Annotated in this window: 13 protein-coding genes; 9 read left to right on the forward strand and 4 right to left on the reverse strand. The window is 62.2% G+C overall.

Translation table 11 applies throughout. The features are described from left to right. The first annotated feature begins 72 nt into the window (after nucleotides 1-72). The 4 genes from MFF06_RS04795 to MFF06_RS04810 all read left to right on the forward strand — a co-directional run bounded on the left by MFF06_RS04795 (nucleotide 73) and on the right by MFF06_RS04810 (nucleotide 6925). Complete coding sequence (locus MFF06_RS04795) at nucleotides 73-3324, forward strand: efflux RND transporter permease subunit (RefSeq protein ID WP_238201877.1); 3252 nt, start codon at nucleotides 73-75, stop codon at nucleotides 3322-3324. Then, nucleotides 3324-4709 (forward strand): efflux RND transporter periplasmic adaptor subunit, encoded by a 1386-nt coding sequence (locus MFF06_RS04800; RefSeq protein WP_238201878.1) that lies wholly within the window; start codon nucleotides 3324-3326, stop codon nucleotides 4707-4709. The genes MFF06_RS04795 and MFF06_RS04800 overlap by 1 nt, the downstream gene beginning before the upstream one ends. Nucleotides 4710-4872: 163 nt before the next feature. Continuing rightward, entirely contained in the window at nucleotides 4873-5553 is a 681-nt protein-coding gene (locus MFF06_RS04805; RefSeq protein WP_238201879.1) for a response regulator transcription factor, read from the forward strand. Beyond that, nucleotides 5540-6925: a sensor histidine kinase gene (locus MFF06_RS04810; protein WP_238201880.1), complete on the forward strand. Its 1386-nt coding sequence runs from the start codon at nucleotides 5540-5542 to the stop codon at nucleotides 6923-6925. Before MFF06_RS04805 ends, MFF06_RS04810 begins: the two co-directional genes overlap by 14 nt. A gap of 51 nt (nucleotides 6926-6976) precedes the next feature. On the opposite strand, the gene MFF06_RS04815 is transcribed toward MFF06_RS04810, so the two are convergent. Both MFF06_RS04815 and MFF06_RS04820 read right to left on the reverse strand, forming a co-directional pair. Further along, nucleotides 6977-7276 carry a hypothetical protein gene (locus MFF06_RS04815; RefSeq protein ID WP_238201881.1) on the reverse strand — a complete coding sequence of 100 codons (300 nt, stop codon included), beginning with the start codon at nucleotides 7274-7276 and terminating at the stop codon, nucleotides 6977-6979. Nucleotides 7277-7788: 512 nt separating this feature from the next. Further along, on the reverse strand, nucleotides 7789-9387 hold the full coding sequence (locus tag MFF06_RS04820) for a porin (RefSeq protein WP_238201882.1): 1599 nt from the start codon (nucleotides 9385-9387) through the stop codon (nucleotides 7789-7791). 1200 nt (nucleotides 9388-10587) lie between these two features. Here MFF06_RS04820 and MFF06_RS04825 point away from each other — a divergent pair. Further along, complete coding sequence (locus tag MFF06_RS04825) at nucleotides 10588-10731, forward strand: Arm DNA-binding domain-containing protein (RefSeq protein WP_238201883.1); 144 nt, start codon at nucleotides 10588-10590, stop codon at nucleotides 10729-10731. 586 nt (nucleotides 10732-11317) lie between these two features. Here MFF06_RS04825 and MFF06_RS04830 read toward each other — a convergent pair. Further along, the gene (locus MFF06_RS04830; protein ID WP_238201884.1) at nucleotides 11318-12670 is read right to left on the reverse strand and encodes a glycosyltransferase; all 1353 of its coding nucleotides are present in this window, start codon (nucleotides 12668-12670) and stop codon (nucleotides 11318-11320) included. Nucleotides 12671-13010: 340 nt separating this feature from the next. Here MFF06_RS04830 and MFF06_RS04835 point away from each other — a divergent pair, with 340 nt between their 5' ends. The 3 genes from MFF06_RS04835 (at nucleotide 13011) to MFF06_RS04845 (ending at nucleotide 16415) form a co-directional block, all read left to right on the forward strand. Beyond that, the gene (locus tag MFF06_RS04835) at nucleotides 13011-13877 is read left to right on the forward strand and encodes a hypothetical protein (protein ID WP_238201885.1); all 867 of its coding nucleotides are present in this window, start codon (nucleotides 13011-13013) and stop codon (nucleotides 13875-13877) included. Nucleotides 13878-13922: 45 nt separating this feature from the next. Next, nucleotides 13923-14909: a calcium-binding protein gene (locus MFF06_RS04840; protein ID WP_238201886.1), complete on the forward strand. Its 987-nt coding sequence runs from the start codon at nucleotides 13923-13925 to the stop codon at nucleotides 14907-14909. Between the two features lie 267 nt (nucleotides 14910-15176). Further along, the gene (locus tag MFF06_RS04845) at nucleotides 15177-16415 is read left to right on the forward strand and encodes a Hint domain-containing protein (RefSeq protein WP_238201887.1); all 1239 of its coding nucleotides are present in this window, start codon (nucleotides 15177-15179) and stop codon (nucleotides 16413-16415) included. A 223-nt stretch (nucleotides 16416-16638) separates the two neighbouring features. Here MFF06_RS04845 and MFF06_RS04850 read toward each other — a convergent pair whose 3' ends face one another. Next, nucleotides 16639-17832 carry a hypothetical protein gene (locus MFF06_RS04850; protein ID WP_238201888.1) on the reverse strand — a complete coding sequence of 398 codons (1194 nt, stop codon included), beginning with the start codon at nucleotides 17830-17832 and terminating at the stop codon, nucleotides 16639-16641. A gap of 359 nt (nucleotides 17833-18191) precedes the next feature. Between MFF06_RS04850 and MFF06_RS04855 the strand changes: the two genes are divergently transcribed. Beyond that, a complete protein-coding gene (locus MFF06_RS04855) occupies nucleotides 18192-19298 on the forward strand; it encodes a polysaccharide pyruvyl transferase family protein (protein ID WP_238201889.1) in 1107 nt (368 codons plus the stop codon). Nucleotides 19299-19354 lie beyond the last annotated feature (56 nt).

Genomic DNA, 19354 nt, shown 5'->3' on the forward strand with positions numbered 1-19354 from the left:
CTTCTCTGCTTTGAGACGGCGCGAGTGACGCGCCGGATCCGAGAGGGGATGCTCAGGATGCGCGATTGACCGATGAATCTCGTCCGGTTCGCCCTGAAATTCCGAAAGAGCTTCTATGTCCTTGCGATCCTCATGGGTCTGGCGGGCTTCGGAGCCATCACCGTGGCGCCCAAGGACGTACTACCCTCGGTTGATATTCCCGTCGTCGTCGTCGTGTGGACCTATAGCGGTCTCGACGCGACCGACATGGTACAGCGGATTACGAACTACAGCGAGTTCTCGCTGTCCAGTAACGTCAACAACATCAAGCGGATCGAAAGCACCTCGATCCAAGGCACCGTGACGGAGCGGATCTACTTCGATTCCTCCGTGAGCATCGATCTCGCGATGACGCAGGTCGATTCCGCGATGAATGCCATCCGCTCGCGTATGCCGCCCGGTGTGCAACCGCCGGTGATCATGCGCTTCTCGGCCTCCTCGGTGCCGGTGATCCAGCTCGCGCTCTCATCGAAGACCCTGCCGCTCACCAAGGTGTTCGATTACGCGCAGTACCGCACCCGTCAGCGCCTCGCGCAGGTGCCGGGCTCGACCCTGCCCTCGCCCTATGGCGGCGCGCCCAGGCAGGTGATGGTCGATCTCGACCTCGCCAAGCTCCGCGCCGTGGGGATGACGCCTCTCGACGTGACCGAGGCGGTGCTCAAGCAGAACCTTGTGGTGCCCTCAGGCCTCGCGAAGATCGGTCGGCAACAGTACACGGTGCGTCTCAATTCGAGCCCGCAACTCATCGAGCAGCTGAACCGCATCCCGATCAAAGTGGTGAAGGATCAGCCGGTTCTGCTGCGCGATGTCGCCCATGTCCGCGATGGCTCGCCGCCGCAGATCAACATCGTCCGCGCCGATGGCCGGCACTCGGTGCTCCTTCAGGTGTTGAAGAACGGGTCCGCCTCGACGCTCGATGTCGTCAACGCGGTCAAGCGAGCCCTGCCGGATATCCGCGCGGCTTCGCCGAAGGGCATGACGATCGCACCGCTCTTCGACCAATCGGTCTTCGTCTCGGATGCGATCGGCGATGTCGTCCGCGAGGCGGTGATCGCGGCGGGGCTCACCGGACTCGCGATCCTGCTGTTCCTGGGCTCGTGGCGCTCGACCCTGGTCGTGCTTGTCTCAATCCCGCTCTGCATCCTCACGTCGCTCTCGGTACTGGTGGCGCTGGGGCAGACCATCAACGTCATGACGCTCGGCGGCCTCGCACTCGCCGTTGGCATCCTTGTGGACGATGCCACGGTCGCCATCGAGAACACGTACCGGATGTTCGAGGAGGGCTACCCCTTCAGGCAATCCGTGCTGGAAGGCGTGGCCGGTATCGCCAAGCCGGCGCTGATCTCGACGCTGGCCATCTGCTCGGCCTTCTCGGCGGTGTTCTTCCTCACCGGCGCCCCGCGGTACCTGTTCGTGCCGCAGGCCGAGGCGGTCGTCTTCGCGATGCTCGCTTCGTACCTCCTCTCGCGCACGCTGGTGGCAATCCTCATCGACGTCCTCGTCGCGCCGGAATACGCCAAGCATCACGGCGGCATCGCGGCTGCCCCGATGGCAACGCCTCGCCGACGCTCTGTCCTGTCGCGCCTGCTCGCACCGTTTGCTTGGGTGCTGGGGTTCCCCCTGCGAGGCGCCCTGGCTTTCCGGAATGCATTCGAGCGCGGCTTCACCCGCTTCCACGCCGGATATGTCGGGGTTCTCGGCGGCGTGATCGGGCATCCCAAACGGGCGCTCGCTGGCGTGGCCTGCATCCTCGTCTTGACCGCCGGGATCTTCCCCTTCGTCGGACAGGATTATTTCCCGCAAATCGAGTCGAGCCAGATGACGCTTCACATCCGCACCCGGCCAGGGCTGCGGATCGAGGAGGCCGAGAAGACCTTCGCACAGGTCGAGGACATCGTCCGCCAAGTTGTTCCTAAGGACGAGCTCGGTTTGATCCTCGACAATATCGGCCTGCCGGCCTCTAACTACAATTACGCATTCATGGATGCCTCATTCGTCGCGTATAACGATGGTCAGATGCTCATCAACCTCAAGGGCGAGCATAAGCCGATCTCATTCTACGAGCGGAAACTGCGGAAGGTGCTGCGGCAGGCATTTCCGTCGGATGTCTTCTATTTTCAACCAGCCGACATCATCACGCAGATTTTGAATTTCGGCACCGTCGCGCAGATCGACGTGCAGGTTTCCGGTCGCCACGACGAGAAGGATCTCGCCGTTGCCCGCGACCTCGTGCGTCGAATCTCGGCCGTGCGCGGCGCAGTGGACGTCCATCTGCATCAGATCGTCGACGCGCCTCAGATGTACGTGAACGTCGATCGTCGTCTCGCTTCGGAGATGGGGGTGAGCGAACAATCCATCGCCCAGAATCTCAACGTCTCGCTCTCGGGCTCCTTCCAGGTCAGCCCCAATTTCTGGGCGGATCCGAAATCCGGCACGCCCTACCAGCTCTGGGTGCAGACGCCGGAATGGCGCAATGCCGACATCTCGCGACTCATGAACACGCCGGTTTCGGTGCACGGCAGCGGCGATGGCGAGCCCGGCATTCCGATCCTACTCTCGAACATCGCCACGATGGAGCGGCAGCCGGAGCAGACCGTCATCAACCATGTCAACACGCAGCCGACCTTCGACATCCTCGCCAACGTGCAGGACGCCGACCTCGGCAGCGTGCGCAACGCGGTCGAGACGATCGTCGCGCAGGTGCAGGCGCAATTGCCCGCGCCCGACAAGATCCGCGTGCGCGGCCAGATCGAGAGCATGGAGGGCGCCTTCACGCATATCGAGATCGGGCTCGGGATCGCTCTGGTCGCCGTCTATCTGCTGCTCGTCCTCAATTACCAGACCTGGGTCGATCCCTTCGTGGTCATCGCCGCGCTGCCGCTGGCCTTCTGCGGCATCGTGATGAGCCTGTTCCTCACCAGTACCGCCTTTTCGATCCCGGCGCTGTTCGGAGCGATCATGTCGGTGGGCGTGGCGAGCGCGAACTCGATCCTGCTCGTCACCTTCGCGAAGGAGCACCGGGAGGCCACCGGTTGCTCGGCCGTCGAAGCCGCGCTGATGGCCGGCAACACCCGCCTGCGCCCGGTGCTGATGACGGCCTCGGCGATGTTTCTGGGTCTGATCCCGATGGCAATCGGCTCCGGCGAGGGCTCCGAGCAGAACGCCGCCCTGGCCCGCGCCGTCATGGGCGGCATCGGCATGGGTACGCTCTCGACCCTGCTCTTCGTGCCGCTTCTCTACACCCTTCTCCGTAGCAACCCGATCAAGCCCCTCGAGGATTATTGATGAGCCTGCTCACGCACCCCCACGACGCCGCAAGCGACGCCGCGGAGCGGGCTCACGCCCATGCCGTCGAGATCGATCCGCTTCGCCACGACACCGCCGGTGAAGCCCTCAGCCACGCGCGCCTGCCGCCGCCGCGCAAACGTCCGGTGCTCGTGGCGATCCTGGCACTCGGCAGCGCGCTGGGCCTGGGCGGCTGGCACCATTGGCAGACCTACCGCACGTCGGTGGAGACGCAGGAAGACGCGGTGAGCTTCGTCCCCACGGTCCGAACGGTGCCGGCTTCCGAGGACGACGCACCGATGAGCCTGACCCTGCCGGGTCAGACCCAGGCCTTCGACCATGCCGACATCTTCGCGCGGGCCACCGGCTACATTTCGGAGCGCAAGGTCGATATCGGCTCGCGGGTCAAGAAGGGCGATCTGCTAATTCGGATCGCCGCGCCCGATCTCGATCAGCAGAAGCGCCAAGCCGAGGCGCAACTCGGCCAGCTCGAAGCCCAACTCTCCGTCGCGCAGGCCGACGTGGAGCAGGCCAAGGCCAACGTCACCCTCGCGAACGTGACCGATGCCCGTACCTCGACGCTGGCGGGGCAGGGCTGGGCCTCGAAGCAGAACGCCGACCAAAGCCGGGCGCAAATGCTCACCGCCTCGGCCTCGCTCACGGCCGCCGAAGCCAAGGTGAAGGTGGCGCAGGCCAACATCACCGCACAGCAGGCGACCGTCGATCGCCTGAGGACCCTCACCACCTTCGAGAACGTCACGGCACCCTTCGACGGCATCATCGTCGCCCGCATGGTCGACGTCGGCGATCTCGTCCATGCCGATTCCGGCAACGGCACGCCGCTCTTCTCGATCGACAGCTCGGATGTGCTGCGCGTGTCGGTCCAGGTGCCGCAATCGGCCGCCGTCAGCATCCACGATGGCGTGAGCGCGTCGGTGATGGTTCCGCAGATGCCCGAGCGCACCTTCAAGGGAACCGTGTCGCGCAGTTCCGTCGCGCTCCGGTCCTCCGTACGCACGCTCGACACCGAAGTCGATGTAGCCAACCCGGACGGGATCCTGCGACCGGGCCTCTACGTGAACGTCACATTCGACGTGCCGCGGGCGCATCCCTTCGTGACGATCCCCTCGGAAGCCCTGATCTTCGACGCGGCAGGGACACAGGTCGCCGTCGTCCAGCCCGACGACACGGTGATGCTGCGCCCGATCACGATTGCGCGCGATCTCGGGACGAGATTGGAGCTTCGCACGGGCCTGAAGGGGGGCGAGACCATCGTTCTCAACCCGCCCGCCGACCTGCGCGACGGCAGCCATGTGGCGCCGAAACCCGAAGGGCGCTCTGAGGGATCGGTCGCAAAGCTCTCCGTCCAGGCCAGTGCGGAGTGACGGGATGCCTCACGACGATCCCTACGCGGCACTCGGCAACGAGACAGTGCACCCGAGCCAGCCGGACGAACCTCCAATTGACTCAGATCAGGGAGATCATAACTCCGCCGAACCGCAGGGTCGGAGGCCCGCCCGGCGGATACATAATAAAAAGGAAAAACGGATGGCGAATGTCTTGGTAGTGGAAGACGACCAGCGGGTTGCCGCCGAGATCGGTTCCGCGCTGACGGAGTACGGCTTTCTGGTCGACGAAGCCTCGAACGGGTCCATCGGCTTGCGCAAGGCCATGGATGGCGACTTCGACGTCATCGTGCTCGATCGCATGCTTCCAGAGATCGATGGCCTCGCCCTCCTGACCAAGCTGCGGGCCGCCAAGGTCTCGACCCCTGTCCTGATCCTCAGCGCCCTCTCGGCGGTGAACGAGCGCGTCGACGGACTTCGCGCGGGCGGCGACGATTACCTGGCCAAGCCGTTCGAGTTCATCGAATTGACTGCCCGCGTCGATGCCCTGGCCCGGCGCAAGATGGCGGCGGAGGCGGGGAGTGAATTGGTCGTTGGCGACCTGAAGCTCGACCTCATCGAGCGCGTGCTTCACTGCGCGGGTCGCGAAGTCGAACTGCTACCGAAGGAATTCGCGATCATCGAGTTCCTGATGCAGAACGCGGGCGTTCTGGTCAGCCGCAAGATGATCTTCGAGTCGGTTTGGGGATACAGCTTCAATCATGAGTCGAGCGTCATCGACGTCCATATCGGCAAGATCCGCAAAAAGCTCGATCCGGATGGACTGAACCCTCGCATCCACACGGTACGAAATACCGGATTCATCCTCCGTGCGATTGCTTGAAGTTCGCCGCACGAGCGGTTTCCGGGTCGCGTGCCTCTTCTTCGCGACCTTCGGAACCGCCTCGCTCGCGCTGTCCGCCTTTCTCTACGTCGACACCCGCAGCTATGGGCGCCGGGCGGCGTTCGAGTGGGTAAGCTGGGAGTCGAAGCACCTCCTGAGCCTGCCGCCGCACGCCCTGCGTGAGCGCATCGATGCGTCGGAGGATTTCGCGGAAGGCGGACGTCCGCTCGTGCTGTTCGGCGCGGACCGTAGCCATAAGGCGGGGGCGCCAATTCCCTTTCCGGACAAGGCTCCGTTCAATCGGCCCTTCATCCTCACGCAGGAGGGAGCCGAAGGATTGCGCACGCTGTTCAGCCAGTTGACGCGCCTTCCGACCGGTGAATTCGTTCTCGTCAGTCGCTCCGCCAAGGATCTAGAAGCGCTGGAGAAGGCCCTCGTCGAGACCTTCTTCTGGGGCATGGCGGCGACGATCATCATCGGCCTCGTCGGCGCGGTGATCTTCGGTGCGGGCTCGCTCCGCCAGAACGACGCGATCACCAAGGCTGTCGAGCGTATTATGCGCGGCGATCTGAGCGAGCGCCTTCCGACACGGGGCGTTTCAGCCGATCTCGCCCACCTGACCCGCATCGTGAACGACATGCTCGACCAACTCGAACGGCTGATGCTCGAAATCAAGGGTGTGAACGAGAACATCGCTCACGATCTCCGTACCCCCCTGACCCGCGTGGTCGGAACGCTCGAGCGTTCCCTGCGCAAGGCCGACACCATGGAGGCGTTCCGCGCCTGTAACGAGGACGCGCTCGCCGAGGTAAAGGATATCGTGGTGCGCTTCTCGGCGCTGCTCCGCATCTCGGAGATGGAAGATCGCCTGCGCCGCTCCGGGTTCACGCACGTCGATCTCGCCCGGCTGCTGGAGGATGCGGTCGAGTACTACGAGCCCCTGGCCCTGGAACGCGAGATCGCACTGAGCTGGGAACGGCCGAACGATCCGTGCGCGGTTGAGGGTGACCGCAGCCTCATCTTTGAAGCAGTCAGCAATCTCATCGACAACGCCCTGAAGTTCACGCCATCCGGCGGACGTGTGGATGTCGCCTTGATGCGCGATCCGCCTGGCATCCGCGTGTCCGATACCGGCTGCGGGATCCCCGAGAAGGAACTCGGAGCCGTTCGGGAGCGCTACCGCCGGGGAGCCCTGATAACGGGAAAGAGCGGCTTTGGCATCGGCCTCAGCCTCGTCGATTCCATCGCGAGGCTGCACAGCGCTCGTTTCACCATCGCGAGCGATGAGGGGGGCACGCGCGCGACCCTGGTCTGGACGCCGCCCGTCACGGCGGCAGAGCCACTCCCACGGTTGGCGACAGTGCGCGCATAAGAGCTCGACGGTTCTCTCTCATCCCAGAGAGAACCGCCTGGCGTTCCTTCTTCAGTAGGCGTCACCGTAGGGCCGACGACGATTCGCCGGCAATCGGCTCCACTGGCGGTTGACCGGAATGGAACCCACGTAGGTCGGCCGCTGGGCCGCCAACGAGCTGCTGGAACCGGTGGCGCCCTCCCACATGCCACCGGTATGATCGTTCCCCTGCGCATAGGCATCGGCATCGAGCCCATCGCCGCCCGTGAGGGTGATCAGACGGGGATCGATGCGCTGCTGGGCGCCTTCGGCATAGGCCGCGCCGGACATCAGAACAGCGCCGATGGTGCAGGCCAGAGCAAAGGTCTTCATCGCGGTCTCTCGTATTGGTGGCGTCGCCCCTCGGCGACATGTCGCTATATTGCCGCTATCAAAGTATAAATTCAACATTTTATCGAACAATAATGGTTTGATATCGAACATGCATTTTGATTTGCAAAACGCATTTAAATTTCACCCTGCCGAACAAGAAAAAGCCGACCGGTTTCCCGGTCGGCTGAGTGAAGGGTCTGAAGCTTTGGTTGAGAGCCGACCGACCCCGGTACCTGGGTCGATCGGCACGGAAACCTAAGCAATCGCTCGGCGAAGGCCAGCTAAGCCACCGCTGAGCTGACTTTTTTGTAGATCATCTTGGCTGTGACGCAATGAAAAAAAGTTTTATTCGTTGAATGTCAATTCAATAGAGTGGCCCTCGCACAAATGAAAAGCCCGGCCGTGAGGCCGGGCGCAGGGGCGTGGATGATTTTGGGCCGGATCACGGCATGGCACCCGGAGGGCGCCGCGCTGTCGGGCGTCTGGCCGTCCTTCGGACAGAGAGGGTGGCGTCAGAAATCTCTCTGTACGCGGAAGCGGAACTGGGCAGCATCCTGCGAACTGATGTTGCGCAGCGAATTCTTCGAGATGTCGGGCGTTACGCCGCTGTTTAGGGCCGTGCGGACATACTCGCCTTCCACGCCGATATCGAGATCCTTCACTGGGGTCCAGATCAGGTTGGCACCGGTGACGATCTGGTTGTTGCCGCGCAAAATCGGGCTCGTCGAGAAGGCGAGGGCGTTGGCGGCATTGGTGCCGTTCGGAGCGAAGCCGAAGCCGAGTGCTCCGAGCGCATTACGGCCACGAGAATTATAGTCGATCTGCGCGTAGCTGCCGAATACGGACGAGCGCCAATCAGGTGACCAGTAGTGCAGCAGAGACGCCACTGCGGAAAATGACGTGGAAAGTTCGAGCCGCCCGGTCGCCGGGTTCAGCACGGCATCTGCGTAGTATTGCAGGAAAGACCCGCCACCGACTGGTGCTGCGGCAAGTGCGTCATACGGAGCCGTGTAGTTCGAAATGCCGGTATAAGTGATCCCGCCCCGGGCATAGGCGCCCTGCAGGTAGAGCGCGTCACCCTTGGCGATGAAGGGGAGGTTGACCTTCAAACCGCCCTGAACGGCGAAGCCATAGGCGTTCGCGGCGCGGCCGGTCGGCGAAACGCCGAGCCCGGCCGTCGCGGTACCGATTCCGGTGACGGTCGAGACTGCATCGCCGACGTTGATTTCGTGCACGGCGGCGGAGATCTGGGCGGAACCCCAGGCTTGATCGATGCGGGCGACGCCGACGAAGTCGGGCATCCGGCTCTTCTGCGTCACGTCGGCGAAGGCGACGGTGCCCGGCGCGACGATAATGGGAGCGAGGAAGGTCGCAGGTGTGAAGGGGTTGAAGCCGTTGCTGTAGCCAGCGAATCCACCCGCGGCCGAAAACGCACCAACGGCTGCGCCCGTGCCGAAAACCGGGAAACGCCGGTAGGTCGGATCTTCCATCGACGCCGTGAGGGTCACGCCATTACCGAGTACTGCCGAATAGGCCAGCAGATTCGTGCTATAATTGTCGGATCCGGCGGTGCCGCCAATCATTTCAAAATCGTGGGCGTAAAAGTCGAAGAAAGAGGATGCGCGCCCAGCCGTGAGACCTACGAATTGGATGAAGGCTTTGTCCGCGTTGACGAAATCCTGCGTTCGACCGAAGGCGTCTCCGCCGATTCCGGGGAAAGCCTGCCCCTCCCGCTGACGCGAGCCCGAAGTCACAAAGGGGCCGCTACGGGTCGCAATATCCGCACGCACGAAGGCGCGGAGCGTGCCGTAATCGGTCTGCGTCCGGGCATCGAAGTTGAGGCGGAGGAGGCCGACATATCCGGTGAGGTCACCGCCTGCGCCAGTGCGGACCTTGCTCGACTGATACAGGAAATCATACCGCGCCCGGCCGGAGATTCGGAGGCAAGTATCACTTCCAGGAATATAGAAAAATCCTGCACCATACGTCGTGCAGACGCGCACATACTCGACGGGGGCGGCCTTTTTGACAGGCAGATCCGCAGCGAGTGCAGGTTCTCCAGCGATCATCACAGCCGAAGTGCAGAGCAGAATTAACCTGAGATTTCGCATGGTGTCCCCGCATCCGACGCCAGACACGTCTGCGTACTGGCATCGACCCAAATCGTCGTGCAATCACAGACTTCGCGCCTCTGCGAAATCCAGTGTTGCAGCATTTTAAGTGATTTGGCTGGAACAACTTCCAGCAGCTTGACCATACGGCCTCAGATAATATTTGCCAAATAAAATAAGTTTTATTACCGAAATGAATTTTTCCGGAATTAAACTGATTTGGAATTTTAAACATAACTTCAAATCATAACCCCTGCCGGGATCATTCATGCCTGTGATGGGGCACAGTTCAGTCGAGAGTGGCGGGGAACGTATCGAACGGGGGTTGCGCCCGAAGGGCGTGAGGCATCATGCGAGACGCTGCGATTGGTCCGACGCCGGCAACCGCGGGCCGCGTGGACCGATACATCGGCAGCATCGGCCCCGGTGAGGCTTTTCGCCTCGATCCATTCGGCCATCTCCAGGCCAAGGAGGAATGACAAGCCGTCCCCAGAGGGGAGTTCGCGGGATTTGTCGGGTCGAAACTGGTTCAAGCCGGCCAAATCGGGGGATTATTTGATTGATATTAGAATATTGGTCGACGGCTCAACGGAAAGTGTTCTTGCAGCCCCCGCTGTGCGGCAAGCAATGTCGGATCAGCTTGGCTGTGATCCCGCTGGATGGGCTGAACATTCGTCGTCAAAAACGACAAAAAGTTTTGACATTGAGTCAGTTATTCAAGATCATGCTAAAAATCATACTATAGTTTTATGATAATATGCGGGCGCTCCGAGTTATGCGGCGTCAGCGGCGCGCTGTCAGGTTGGCTGATCCGCCCATCGCAGCCTTCATCAGCCACCCGAACCGAACTGAACGGATTTTGGCGACGCCCTGCCACGGGCGTCGGTCCGCCCGGGGATTGCCCCCGCCGCCACGGACTGGTCAGGTGGGCCGGTGTCACGAGGGCACGGGACAGCGTGAGCGACACGTCCAGGGTCTATGCGTTTAGGATCAGCGGCTTAGCGGCGAACGGATTCCATCTCCCTCTGTCTCCTCCCCTCCCCTGACACGCGGGGATACACGTGCCTTCGCCCGTTGTTGAAGCCATTGACGCAGCGCCATATTCTTCAGCAGCACGGCTACGAGCGGTCACAACGAGATCGCTAAGGACACGCGTCGTGCGTGGGCAATCGCTGGGGCGCGAACCGCTGGAGCGCCGCCATGGCCGCGATCAACCAGCCGACGGTTCAGCAGATCGTTTCCCTGCCGGTCGGCCTCCGCAGCGATGGCGGCAACCCCTATTTCCCCGGCTGGCCAGGCGGATCGCGCCAATGGGTCATGCGCTATCGCTTCGGTGGCCGATAGCGTGAACTCGGGCTGGGCAATGCCGGCCCCCACGGCCGCTTCCTCGCCGTAGCTTGCACCTCGGCCGAAAGCGTCCGCGCTCCGCTTTGCCAAGGCGTCAAACCACAACTCCGGCAGAAGTCTCGCTACCCGCTGCCGACAGACGGCAATACCCATTTTCGAGGCATCGCAATGGGCAGCGATCGTGATGCGAAATATTCAGCGTGCTTCTGACGATGCTACAACGAGTCAATCAGGCTTGTGGCACGGGCATCAGTCGATGCTGATCCGCAGACAAGACGGCCGTCGCTGCATTTCCCAGGCAGCCCGGGACGACGAACCAGACCGGAGGGCCGATCACCTGTCTCAAGCGTTCGAAGCGGTAGATGTTTGGTCGACAAAAGCTCGACCAACTCGAACATCTCCAATCGGCGCCTCATGATCCCATCAGCGTCGGATCTGCGCCAGACTCAAGGATGCGCGCTAACTCACATCTCCTTGGCAGCGATGTCCGCGACCAGCGCTCCGATGACTGAGCGCAAGATGTCGAGATCGATTTCAAATGCATCGATGCAAGTTTTTGACTTTCACTACTTATGAGTAACAATCAGTAAAATTCATGCAAACTATCTCGACCTTCTCTATCCGCCTTCGTTGAATACTCATCTTGGACAACGAACCTGGGGTTTTCTCCTGCGAGAAGTAGGCGTTCAATCAGTCCGTAGTAAGCCGGTTTGATCCGTGTCTCGAACTCGTAGTGATTCAGCACCGACTCGCGCGCCTTCACCCGGATCGCCTGAAATCGCTCCGGATCGACCAATGCCTCTATCATGCGCGCAGCGATCTGATCAGGCTCGAAGAATGGCACGAGGAGGCCAGTCTCGCCGTCCGTGATTGCTTCGCGCACGGGCGCGGTGTCCGATCCGATCACGAGTGATCCCAACGCCATCGCATCGAGAAGCGACCAAGATAACACGAAAGGATATGTCAGATAGACGTGCACGCGGGATACCCGAAGCAGATCGAGGTATTGTGCGTGCGGCAGTTGTCCGAGAAATATGACGCGGTCCAAACCGGGCGTGCCGTCCAGTTCGGCGAGCATCATGTCCCGCCAGGATCGATGACCGGTCGGAGCGGTTCCGTAACAGACGCGATCGGATCCGGCGACGCAGATCTGCGCCGTTGGACGTGCGGTAAGTACTCTTGAGAGTGCGCGCATAAAACTGTGAAAGCCGCGGTACGGCTCGAGCCCCCGCGCCACGTACGTCACCACTTCATCGCCGGTGCGCAACGGCCCGGCGAGAGCTGGGTGAGAGAACGTCGCATTACCGGGGATCAACCGCCGAGCATCAAGGCCGTCGTGGATAACCTCGATCTTATCCTGAAACGCCACGGGAAAGGTCGCACGTTGCCAGTGTGTCGGCGCGATGCCTGCATCCGCGTCCGCCAAAGCAAGCAAGGTCGATGCGTTGCGTGCGGCAATCCGGGTCAGGCCATCTACACCGAATTGTGGGAATTCGGTATCGAATCCCACGTCGGCGCCAGATGTCCGATAATAGAATTCACAGTAAACGCAGATGCGCGCCTGGGGGAAGAGCTCACGAAGCGGCAGGCTTTCTCCCCAGCCAGGATGAACGAAAATCACACGCGGTGTCATTCCGCGCAACTTGAGAGAATTAGCAGCGTAAATCACTTCCTCCGCCCGTCTTCCCTCGACGTCAAACCGGACTGCGAATGCGTGAACGTCACGGGGCCGAGACGCCGGCATCTCGTAGGTCGCCAGTTCGACGCCCGGGAGTGAACGAGCGGTCTGCGACCCGATCGCGAAGACGCGGTAGCGAGGTGTGCGGGCGAGGTCGGCCGCGATGAGGGCAAATTGACCGGGAAAGTTCGCGTGAACGAAGAGCACGTCGACGGGACGCTGCGAAGGAGATGCCGTCGCGCAACCAAGTAGCGCCATTGAACTGAGGATTTTCTGCTGCTGGCGGGTTCCTCCACATTAGCCAGGGGGAGCCTAAGCAAGACTGCTGACAACCAAGACAATTTTCGGCTTTGCAGCCACAAAATCCGATCTTGGGGTCTATCGTATCACCAAAACACCCATCAAAGTATACAGGAATAATTGCCGCAAATTAATATGTAAGTTATGGATTTATTTCGCAGATAATTACCGCATCGGAAAAAAATGTACAGTAATTATCAAATCGTATCTGATCCGTCGGAGTTCACAATCGCGTTGACAGTGACGATCATCGCCAATTAGCAACAAACGGCAACATGAGAGACACAGCGAGCCGAAGATGAGCAGTGGTGCTACCAAACTAGTTCCACAGTCTCAATCCCGAACCATTTCGGTCGGTAAGGGCATATTCGCTTTACGCTATGTCGCAAGTACAGCCGGGCGTGGAGCTCCGCGAATTGAAGTGGAGCCTTTCACGGAGGCCGGCCTGTCGCTTATCGCGGCACCTGGCTCCGCCGAGCGCGTTTTGAATGCACCTGGCGAATGCATCTTCATTCGGGCTGAGCAGCCTACCAAAATGGTGATTACCGCGTCCGGCACGACCGGTACACTCGAAGCCGACCTACAATTGGAACGCCTGGACAGCCTGGACACGGAGGTCGAGGGCGATGGGTCACCATACGCCGCTCCCCCTCGCATCGATGTCCTGGCGCATGTCTCGCGACGTGGTGATGTACCAGTCGAGATGGGCGAATGGATCGGCGGCCCGAGCTTGCCATGCCGGATCGAAGGTCTCACGATTCGCTGGCACGGCCGGCCGCCCGACGTCGATCTGCTTTGCACGGTCGTCAGCCGGGGCCTGAAGCTTCGCCGCTTCAACAGCTGCGGAACCGGCACCTTCGCCGGGACTCGCGGAGAGGCTGCACCACTCGTCGGCATCAGCATCGAGCTGAGCGGACGGGGCGCCTCACGCTATGTGCTGGAGGGGCAGGCCCTTTTCCTCGGCTCGCCAGTTCTCGCCGCCTCTGGCCCGCGCCTGCAATTCACGTGTCCGACGGGGCGCGAGGCGCTCGTCGGCCTGAGATTCACCCTTGCAACTGTCCGGCCTCGAGCGGAGCCGGACGTGCGACCGACACCCGCGCCTCCCTCGCGCTCGGCTTTGGGCAGGGTGCGGATGTTCCGCGGAGTGTCGATGACGGGGCGCTGACCGTCGAGTCACGATTCTTCCTTTCACTCCGAAAAGGAGACGTTGATGGGCAACTACAACTATACGCGCACTGAGCTCGACGATACGCTGGCGTCCTCCGGCGTCTCGGACGAACTGCGCCAGGAGATCATCTCGACGCTCGAGCATGTCGGCGTCTACGGCGCCAGCGATGCCTCGACGGCAGCAACGAGCTTGGTCGACGTCGGTGAACGTCCCTCCTCGACCGCCGACGTGGTCGTTTATGGCAGCGATGTCTCGGGAACCGTGAGCGGCGTACCAGCGTCGGCCAACGCGATCGTCTTCACGACAGCGGACGACGTGGACTCGACAATCGGTAGCAACGCCGACAAGATCGTCGTCTCGGGCAGCGGAAACGATGTCCTCACACTGACCGGAACCAGTGCCGACACGATCTATTCCGGTGACGGAGACGACATCGTGAGCGCTGGCGCTGGCGCCGACACAGTCTCCGGCGGCTCGGGATCCGACGAGCTCTACGGCGACGGCGGCAACGACTTGATCGACGGCGGAAGCGGTAGCGATACGATCTATGGCGGCGCCGGTCTAGACACGCTGTACGGTGGCACTGGAGCCGACGAACTCTACGGCGAGGACGGAGCCGATCTGCTCTACGGCGATAGCGGCAACGACATCCTCTACGGTGGCGGCGGCAACGACACACTCTACGGTGGGACGGGCAACGACCTGCTGTACGGAGATGCCGGCAACGACATCCTCTACGGTGGCATCGGAAGCGACACCCTCTTCGGCGGAGCCGGCGCCGACACGCTGGACGGAGGTAGCGGTCCGGACCGGTTGAACGGCGGCGACGGCAACGATGCCATCTTTGGCGGAGCCGGCGATACAATCATCGGCGGCAATGGCGACGACACCCTGACGATCAAGGATCACCTCGCGTCCGACGTGAGCGCGACGAGCCTCAAGAATGGCGTGACCACGTTGTCGTTCAGCGATGGGACCACGCTGTCCTACAGTGGAGTCGAGCACATCAAGTTCGGCGATCACGCCTGATCGCATCGCCCCGCCCGGCCGCCCGAGGCACCGGGCGGGGCTCCTTTTCAAGGAATGCTTTCTTTCGCCGAAGTGAATGGATGTTCGGCGCAAAAGTATGCTCTCCATCAAGAGATTGAGGCGTGGTCTGTGATCCATTGATTACAGAAGGCGCTGTTGCCCAGTCGAGGTCTGATCGCGCAGTCCGGCGTGGCAGTCCCGCGTACGGCGTTCGGCCGATGCGCATGGGTGGACCTTGTTTCTTCCTCACGCTTTACGAGGTGTGCCATGGCTGACCTGAATGGGAGTTCGGCGAACGACATCATCAACGGCACGTCCGACAACGATACGATCTACGGTCGTAGCGGCGACGACGTGCTCAATGGCGGCTCCGGCGCGGATCGACTTTTCGGCGGATCGGGCAACGACGTCCTGAATGGCGGCTCTGGAGCCGACTATCTCAATGGCGGATCCGGAGACGACGAACTGCGCGGCGGCTCGGGCAACGATGTGATGATCGGTGGCTCGGGCGACGATATCCTCTATGGGGAAACCGGCAGCGACGTGATGTCGGGAGGAGCCGGCGACGATCAGCTGTCTGGAGGAATCGGGAACGATGAGCTCAGTGGCGGTGCCGGCGACGACATCCTCGATGGCGGATCGGGCGCCGATGTTCTCGACGGAGGCTCGGGCGACAACGTCATTACGACCGGGTCCGGTTCAGACACGATCCGCGTGACGAGCGCCAGCGGTTCGGTCGTTATCACCGACTTCGACCCGACGGCCGACAAGCTGGATCTGACCTCCCTTGCCGGGGTGTCGTCGTTGGATGACCTGCAGATCGTGCAGAACGGGAACGACGTCGAGATCACAGGCACGGGTACGGCGGCCTCCATCATCATCGAAGGCGTCACGGTCGACGACTTGAAGGCGCCTGGCGTCGTCTCAGTCGCCTGTTTCGTGGCTGGTACTCTCATCCGCACCCCGAACGGCGACGTGCCGGTCGAGAGCTTGGCTATCGGAGACATCGTCTCGACTCCCGCGGGAGGCCGCGCCGTGCGCTGGATCGGACGCCGTGCGTTCTCGCGCCGATTTGCGGAACGGTCGCCGAAGGTGGTCCCGGTGCGTGTGCGAGCCCATGCGCTATCCGACGGCGTGCCCTATCGCGACCTGCTGATTTCGCCTGAACATGCCATACTCGTCGATGGTGTGCTGGTCCCAGCCGGCCGATTGGTCAACGGCTCGACGATCGTGCGGGACTCCAGCCTTGCGGTCGTGGCGTATCTTCACATCGAACTCGCGGAGCACGACGTCATCATCTCCAACGGCACGCTCGCGGAGACGTATGTCGATCACGGCAATCGCCGTATGTTCGCAAACTTCGCCGAATACGAGGCCCTGTACGGGGAAAGCGAATCGCCGGTCGACGACAGCGCCGGACGGGCTTACCCGACCCTCGTCGACGGCACCGAGCTCGACGATCTGAGGGCGCGCCTTGAGGCCCGTGCCCGACGCAGAGCGGCTTGAGGCTCCCGACGGGAAAAACCCTCTCCCCTCGAACTGGATACGGAGCGAGTTGCCGATCAAGCCTCCCGTCATCAGGAGTGTTTTGGCCGGCGGCTCGTTCGACTTTAGAGCCTCTCACAAAACTGCCGCTGCGCCGCCGAGGCCAGAGGAAGAACTCCCGGTGATCGGGAGTTTTGTGAGGAGCTCTTAACTTCTCGCTTCCCTCACCTGCCGCGCGCGGCCATCACGGCGCCCCGGTCCGCACCGCGATACTCAGACGGACGAGGTCTCGGTCGAGCCCGCGATCGCAGGTGCTCCAATTGAACCGGGTCAGGTAGAGTTGCAGGTGCTGTCCTGCCGTCGCGAATGTCGGAGACGAACTGGCCGGGTCGATGAGAGACGGATAATCGTAAAACGCTGCGCATTCCATCGTGCCGTACCACGGCCGCAGATCGACGAGCATCCGGGCTTCGCCCCAGGTCAGCAGATCGGGCGAGAGGCTGTAATAGATCCCCGCCGGGCGCTGCATTCCGTTCGCGACCGAGAAGACGCCGACATACAGATCGACCGTCTCCAAGCGGACGATCGAGCGCAGGATTCCGAGTTGCCGGTCGGCACCGATCACGTCGCACCGTGTCGGCGTGGTGTGCTCATCCCGCCCAGTCTCGTAGGCGCTCGGGAAGAATCCCGTGAAGCCGCCAGCACGACGGGCGCGCCAGGGGCCGGCCGGGCTGTCCGACGGGGCACGGAACAAGCAGTTGCCGCGCGTTCCGGGGATCTCGGCCCAGCTCACGAAATACAGCCACCCGCCCGCCTCCACGATGTTCGTCGCGGTAAAAAAGCCCGTGCGGGCCGTCGCCCCGGGGTCGAAACGGGTCGGCGGGGCTGCCACCACCCGCGTCGCCGGTGGTTCCAGGGAGAAGCTCAGGCCCTGCGCATCGGCCGTGGCGCCCACGATCGCGCTGTACCAGCATTGCGGACCGGGCCGCGACGCGCTGAGGCAACGTCCAGGATGGCGTTTACCCATGTATTCGTGACTGACGAGTGCGAAGAGGCCGCCCTTCGGCAGCGGCGCCAGACCCTGGACCCAGAACCGGTCGTCGAAGCGCTCGGGCTGGTCCAACTCCGCGCCGCCGGACGACGCGTGGCAGCGTGGCTTGAGGCGATCGAGTGAGGGGCCCGCGAACGAACCGTTCCGGAAATGGGCTGCGATCAGCATCACCGAACCGTCCGGGCGCCGGAAGGCCCGTGCCGGCGAGTCAGGGATGAAGTCCGACGGGCAGCCATCCTGCTTCCAACGGAACACGGTCTCGACCGGGCCGTCTACGTGAAGGCGCACCTCCGAGGCGGCAGCGGTGCCGAGCCAAAGCAGCCCACAAGCTGCCGTGAAAGCGCGTGCCGCCAAGGTGGCCTTGCTCGAAAGGGTCGCTGGCACCATCATTCGAATCCTTGCCCCGGATGACTCGAAGCCTCAGCCTAGTGCATCGATCCCGTCGGAGGTGTCAGCCGAGACTGGAAAAATTGATGCAAAAACAATGAGCGAGTGCAGGCTCGCATGAACGAAGTGAGTGCGTCGCTGCACTAGAGCAATTTGCGCCGTCGCGGACACTAGATCGACGCGCGCAGTCGTAAATACTTCGTCCGCAGGATCGGCCGAGATTTAGCTAAAAATCTGCGCAAGCTCTTCGCTATTCTCTTTGAAATCTCCGCCTAGGGTGTTTCGACCGGTGTCCTGCCTTGATCCTCATGCGCACGGGCCGGCGCGAACGAAAGATTTCCGCTGAGGAGTGTCAGTGTATGCGCGTCTTCCTGCTCGGAGCGTCGCCGTCGATCAGCCTACCTGCGGACGCGCATTGGGAAGCGAAGCTCGCTCAGACCGGGGGCAATACCGGAAATCAGATCATCGCCCACAGCCTTCTGCGGGAACTCCGCACGACGCGGGTGAGCTGGGATTACAGGATCCCGCCGCAGCAGGTCGGCGAGGAATTCGACATGTTCGTGATCGCGGCGGCGAACTTCCTGCATCCTGGCTGCGACCTGGCCGGGATGGCGAGCTACATCGAGGCAACCAAGTTGCCCTGCATGATGGTCGGCCTCGGTGCGCAGTCGAACAGTTACAGCACCACTATTGAGCTCCAGTCTGGAACCGAGCGGCTGGTGCGCGTGGTCGCGGAGCGCAGTCACCAGATCGGCGTCCGCGGACCCTTCACGAAGGCGGTGCTTGAAGCCAAGGGCATCCACAACGTCCAAGTGACCGGCTGCCCCTCCTATTACGTGAGTTGCCGACCGGAGATTGCGATCGAGAAGGCGCCGCTTCCCGAGCATCCACGCATCGTCGTCAACGCCTCACGCGACGTCTACCGCCACTCCTTCGATGCCGGCCGCATGGAGTCGCTGGTCCGCGGCCTCATCGCCGAAGGCGTGATCTGGGGGGCCGACTTCGTCGCTCAGAGCGAAGGCGACGAGATCGTGTTGGCGGAGTCCTACGGTGGGTCCGAGCAGGCGGCAGCCCTTGACCGGCTCGCCACCCTTTTCGCCGGCGTGGCGCCGGAGCCCGCTCTAAGGGCTTGGCTGCGAAAGCGCATGCGCGTCTTCTTCCGTGTCGAGGAATGGGAGGCGGCGATCCGCGCGTGCGACTTCGTCACCGGCACGCGCTTTCATGGATGTATTCTGGCGCTGCAGAATGGCGTGCCCGCCTTCGTCATCTGCCACGACACACGCACCGCCGACATGTGCGGCTTCCTCGGGTTGCCCCATGCGAGCATCCTCGATCTCGAGAGGATCGACATCCGCGATCTCTATATCCAGACCGATCTCGAGAACTTTAAATCCCGATACGCAACACTTTACCCAGCCTATAAGAGCTTCCTCGAGAACAACGGCCTGTCGCACCGGCTTGCCTGAGGCATCGCGGGACGAGCTTTCCCGCACGCGAGGCTGGGTGCTGCGAGCCCGCGCGG

Origin of the sequence: Methylobacterium aerolatum (assembly GCF_022179085.1) — a bacterium.
In the GTDB taxonomy this organism is placed as follows: domain Bacteria; phylum Pseudomonadota; class Alphaproteobacteria; order Rhizobiales; family Beijerinckiaceae; genus Methylobacterium; species Methylobacterium aerolatum.

Coding starts and splice junctions, on each gene's coding strand:
- MFF06_RS04795 (WP_238201877.1), top strand. CDS start 73: ATGAATCTCGTCCGGTTCGCCCTGAAATTCCGAAAGAGCTTCTATGTC.
- MFF06_RS04835 (WP_238201885.1), top strand. CDS start 13,011: ATGAGCAGTGGTGCTACCAAACTAGTTCCACAGTCTCAATCCCGAACC.
- MFF06_RS04850 (WP_238201888.1), bottom strand. CDS start 17,832: ATGGTGCCAGCGACCCTTTCGAGCAAGGCCACCTTGGCGGCACGCGCT.
- MFF06_RS04815 (WP_238201881.1), bottom strand. CDS start 7,276: ATGAAGACCTTTGCTCTGGCCTGCACCATCGGCGCTGTTCTGATGTCC.
- MFF06_RS04855 (WP_238201889.1), top strand. CDS start 18,192: ATGCGCGTCTTCCTGCTCGGAGCGTCGCCGTCGATCAGCCTACCTGCG.
- MFF06_RS04840 (WP_238201886.1), top strand. CDS start 13,923: ATGGGCAACTACAACTATACGCGCACTGAGCTCGACGATACGCTGGCG.
- MFF06_RS04800 (WP_238201878.1), top strand. CDS start 3,324: ATGAGCCTGCTCACGCACCCCCACGACGCCGCAAGCGACGCCGCGGAG.
- MFF06_RS04830 (WP_238201884.1), bottom strand. CDS start 12,670: ATGGCGCTACTTGGTTGCGCGACGGCATCTCCTTCGCAGCGTCCCGTC.
- MFF06_RS04845 (WP_238201887.1), top strand. CDS start 15,177: ATGGCTGACCTGAATGGGAGTTCGGCGAACGACATCATCAACGGCACG.
- MFF06_RS04820 (WP_238201882.1), bottom strand. CDS start 9,387: ATGCGAAATCTCAGGTTAATTCTGCTCTGCACTTCGGCTGTGATGATC.
- MFF06_RS04825 (WP_238201883.1), top strand. CDS start 10,588: ATGGCCGCGATCAACCAGCCGACGGTTCAGCAGATCGTTTCCCTGCCG.
- MFF06_RS04805 (WP_238201879.1), top strand. CDS start 4,873: ATGGCGAATGTCTTGGTAGTGGAAGACGACCAGCGGGTTGCCGCCGAG.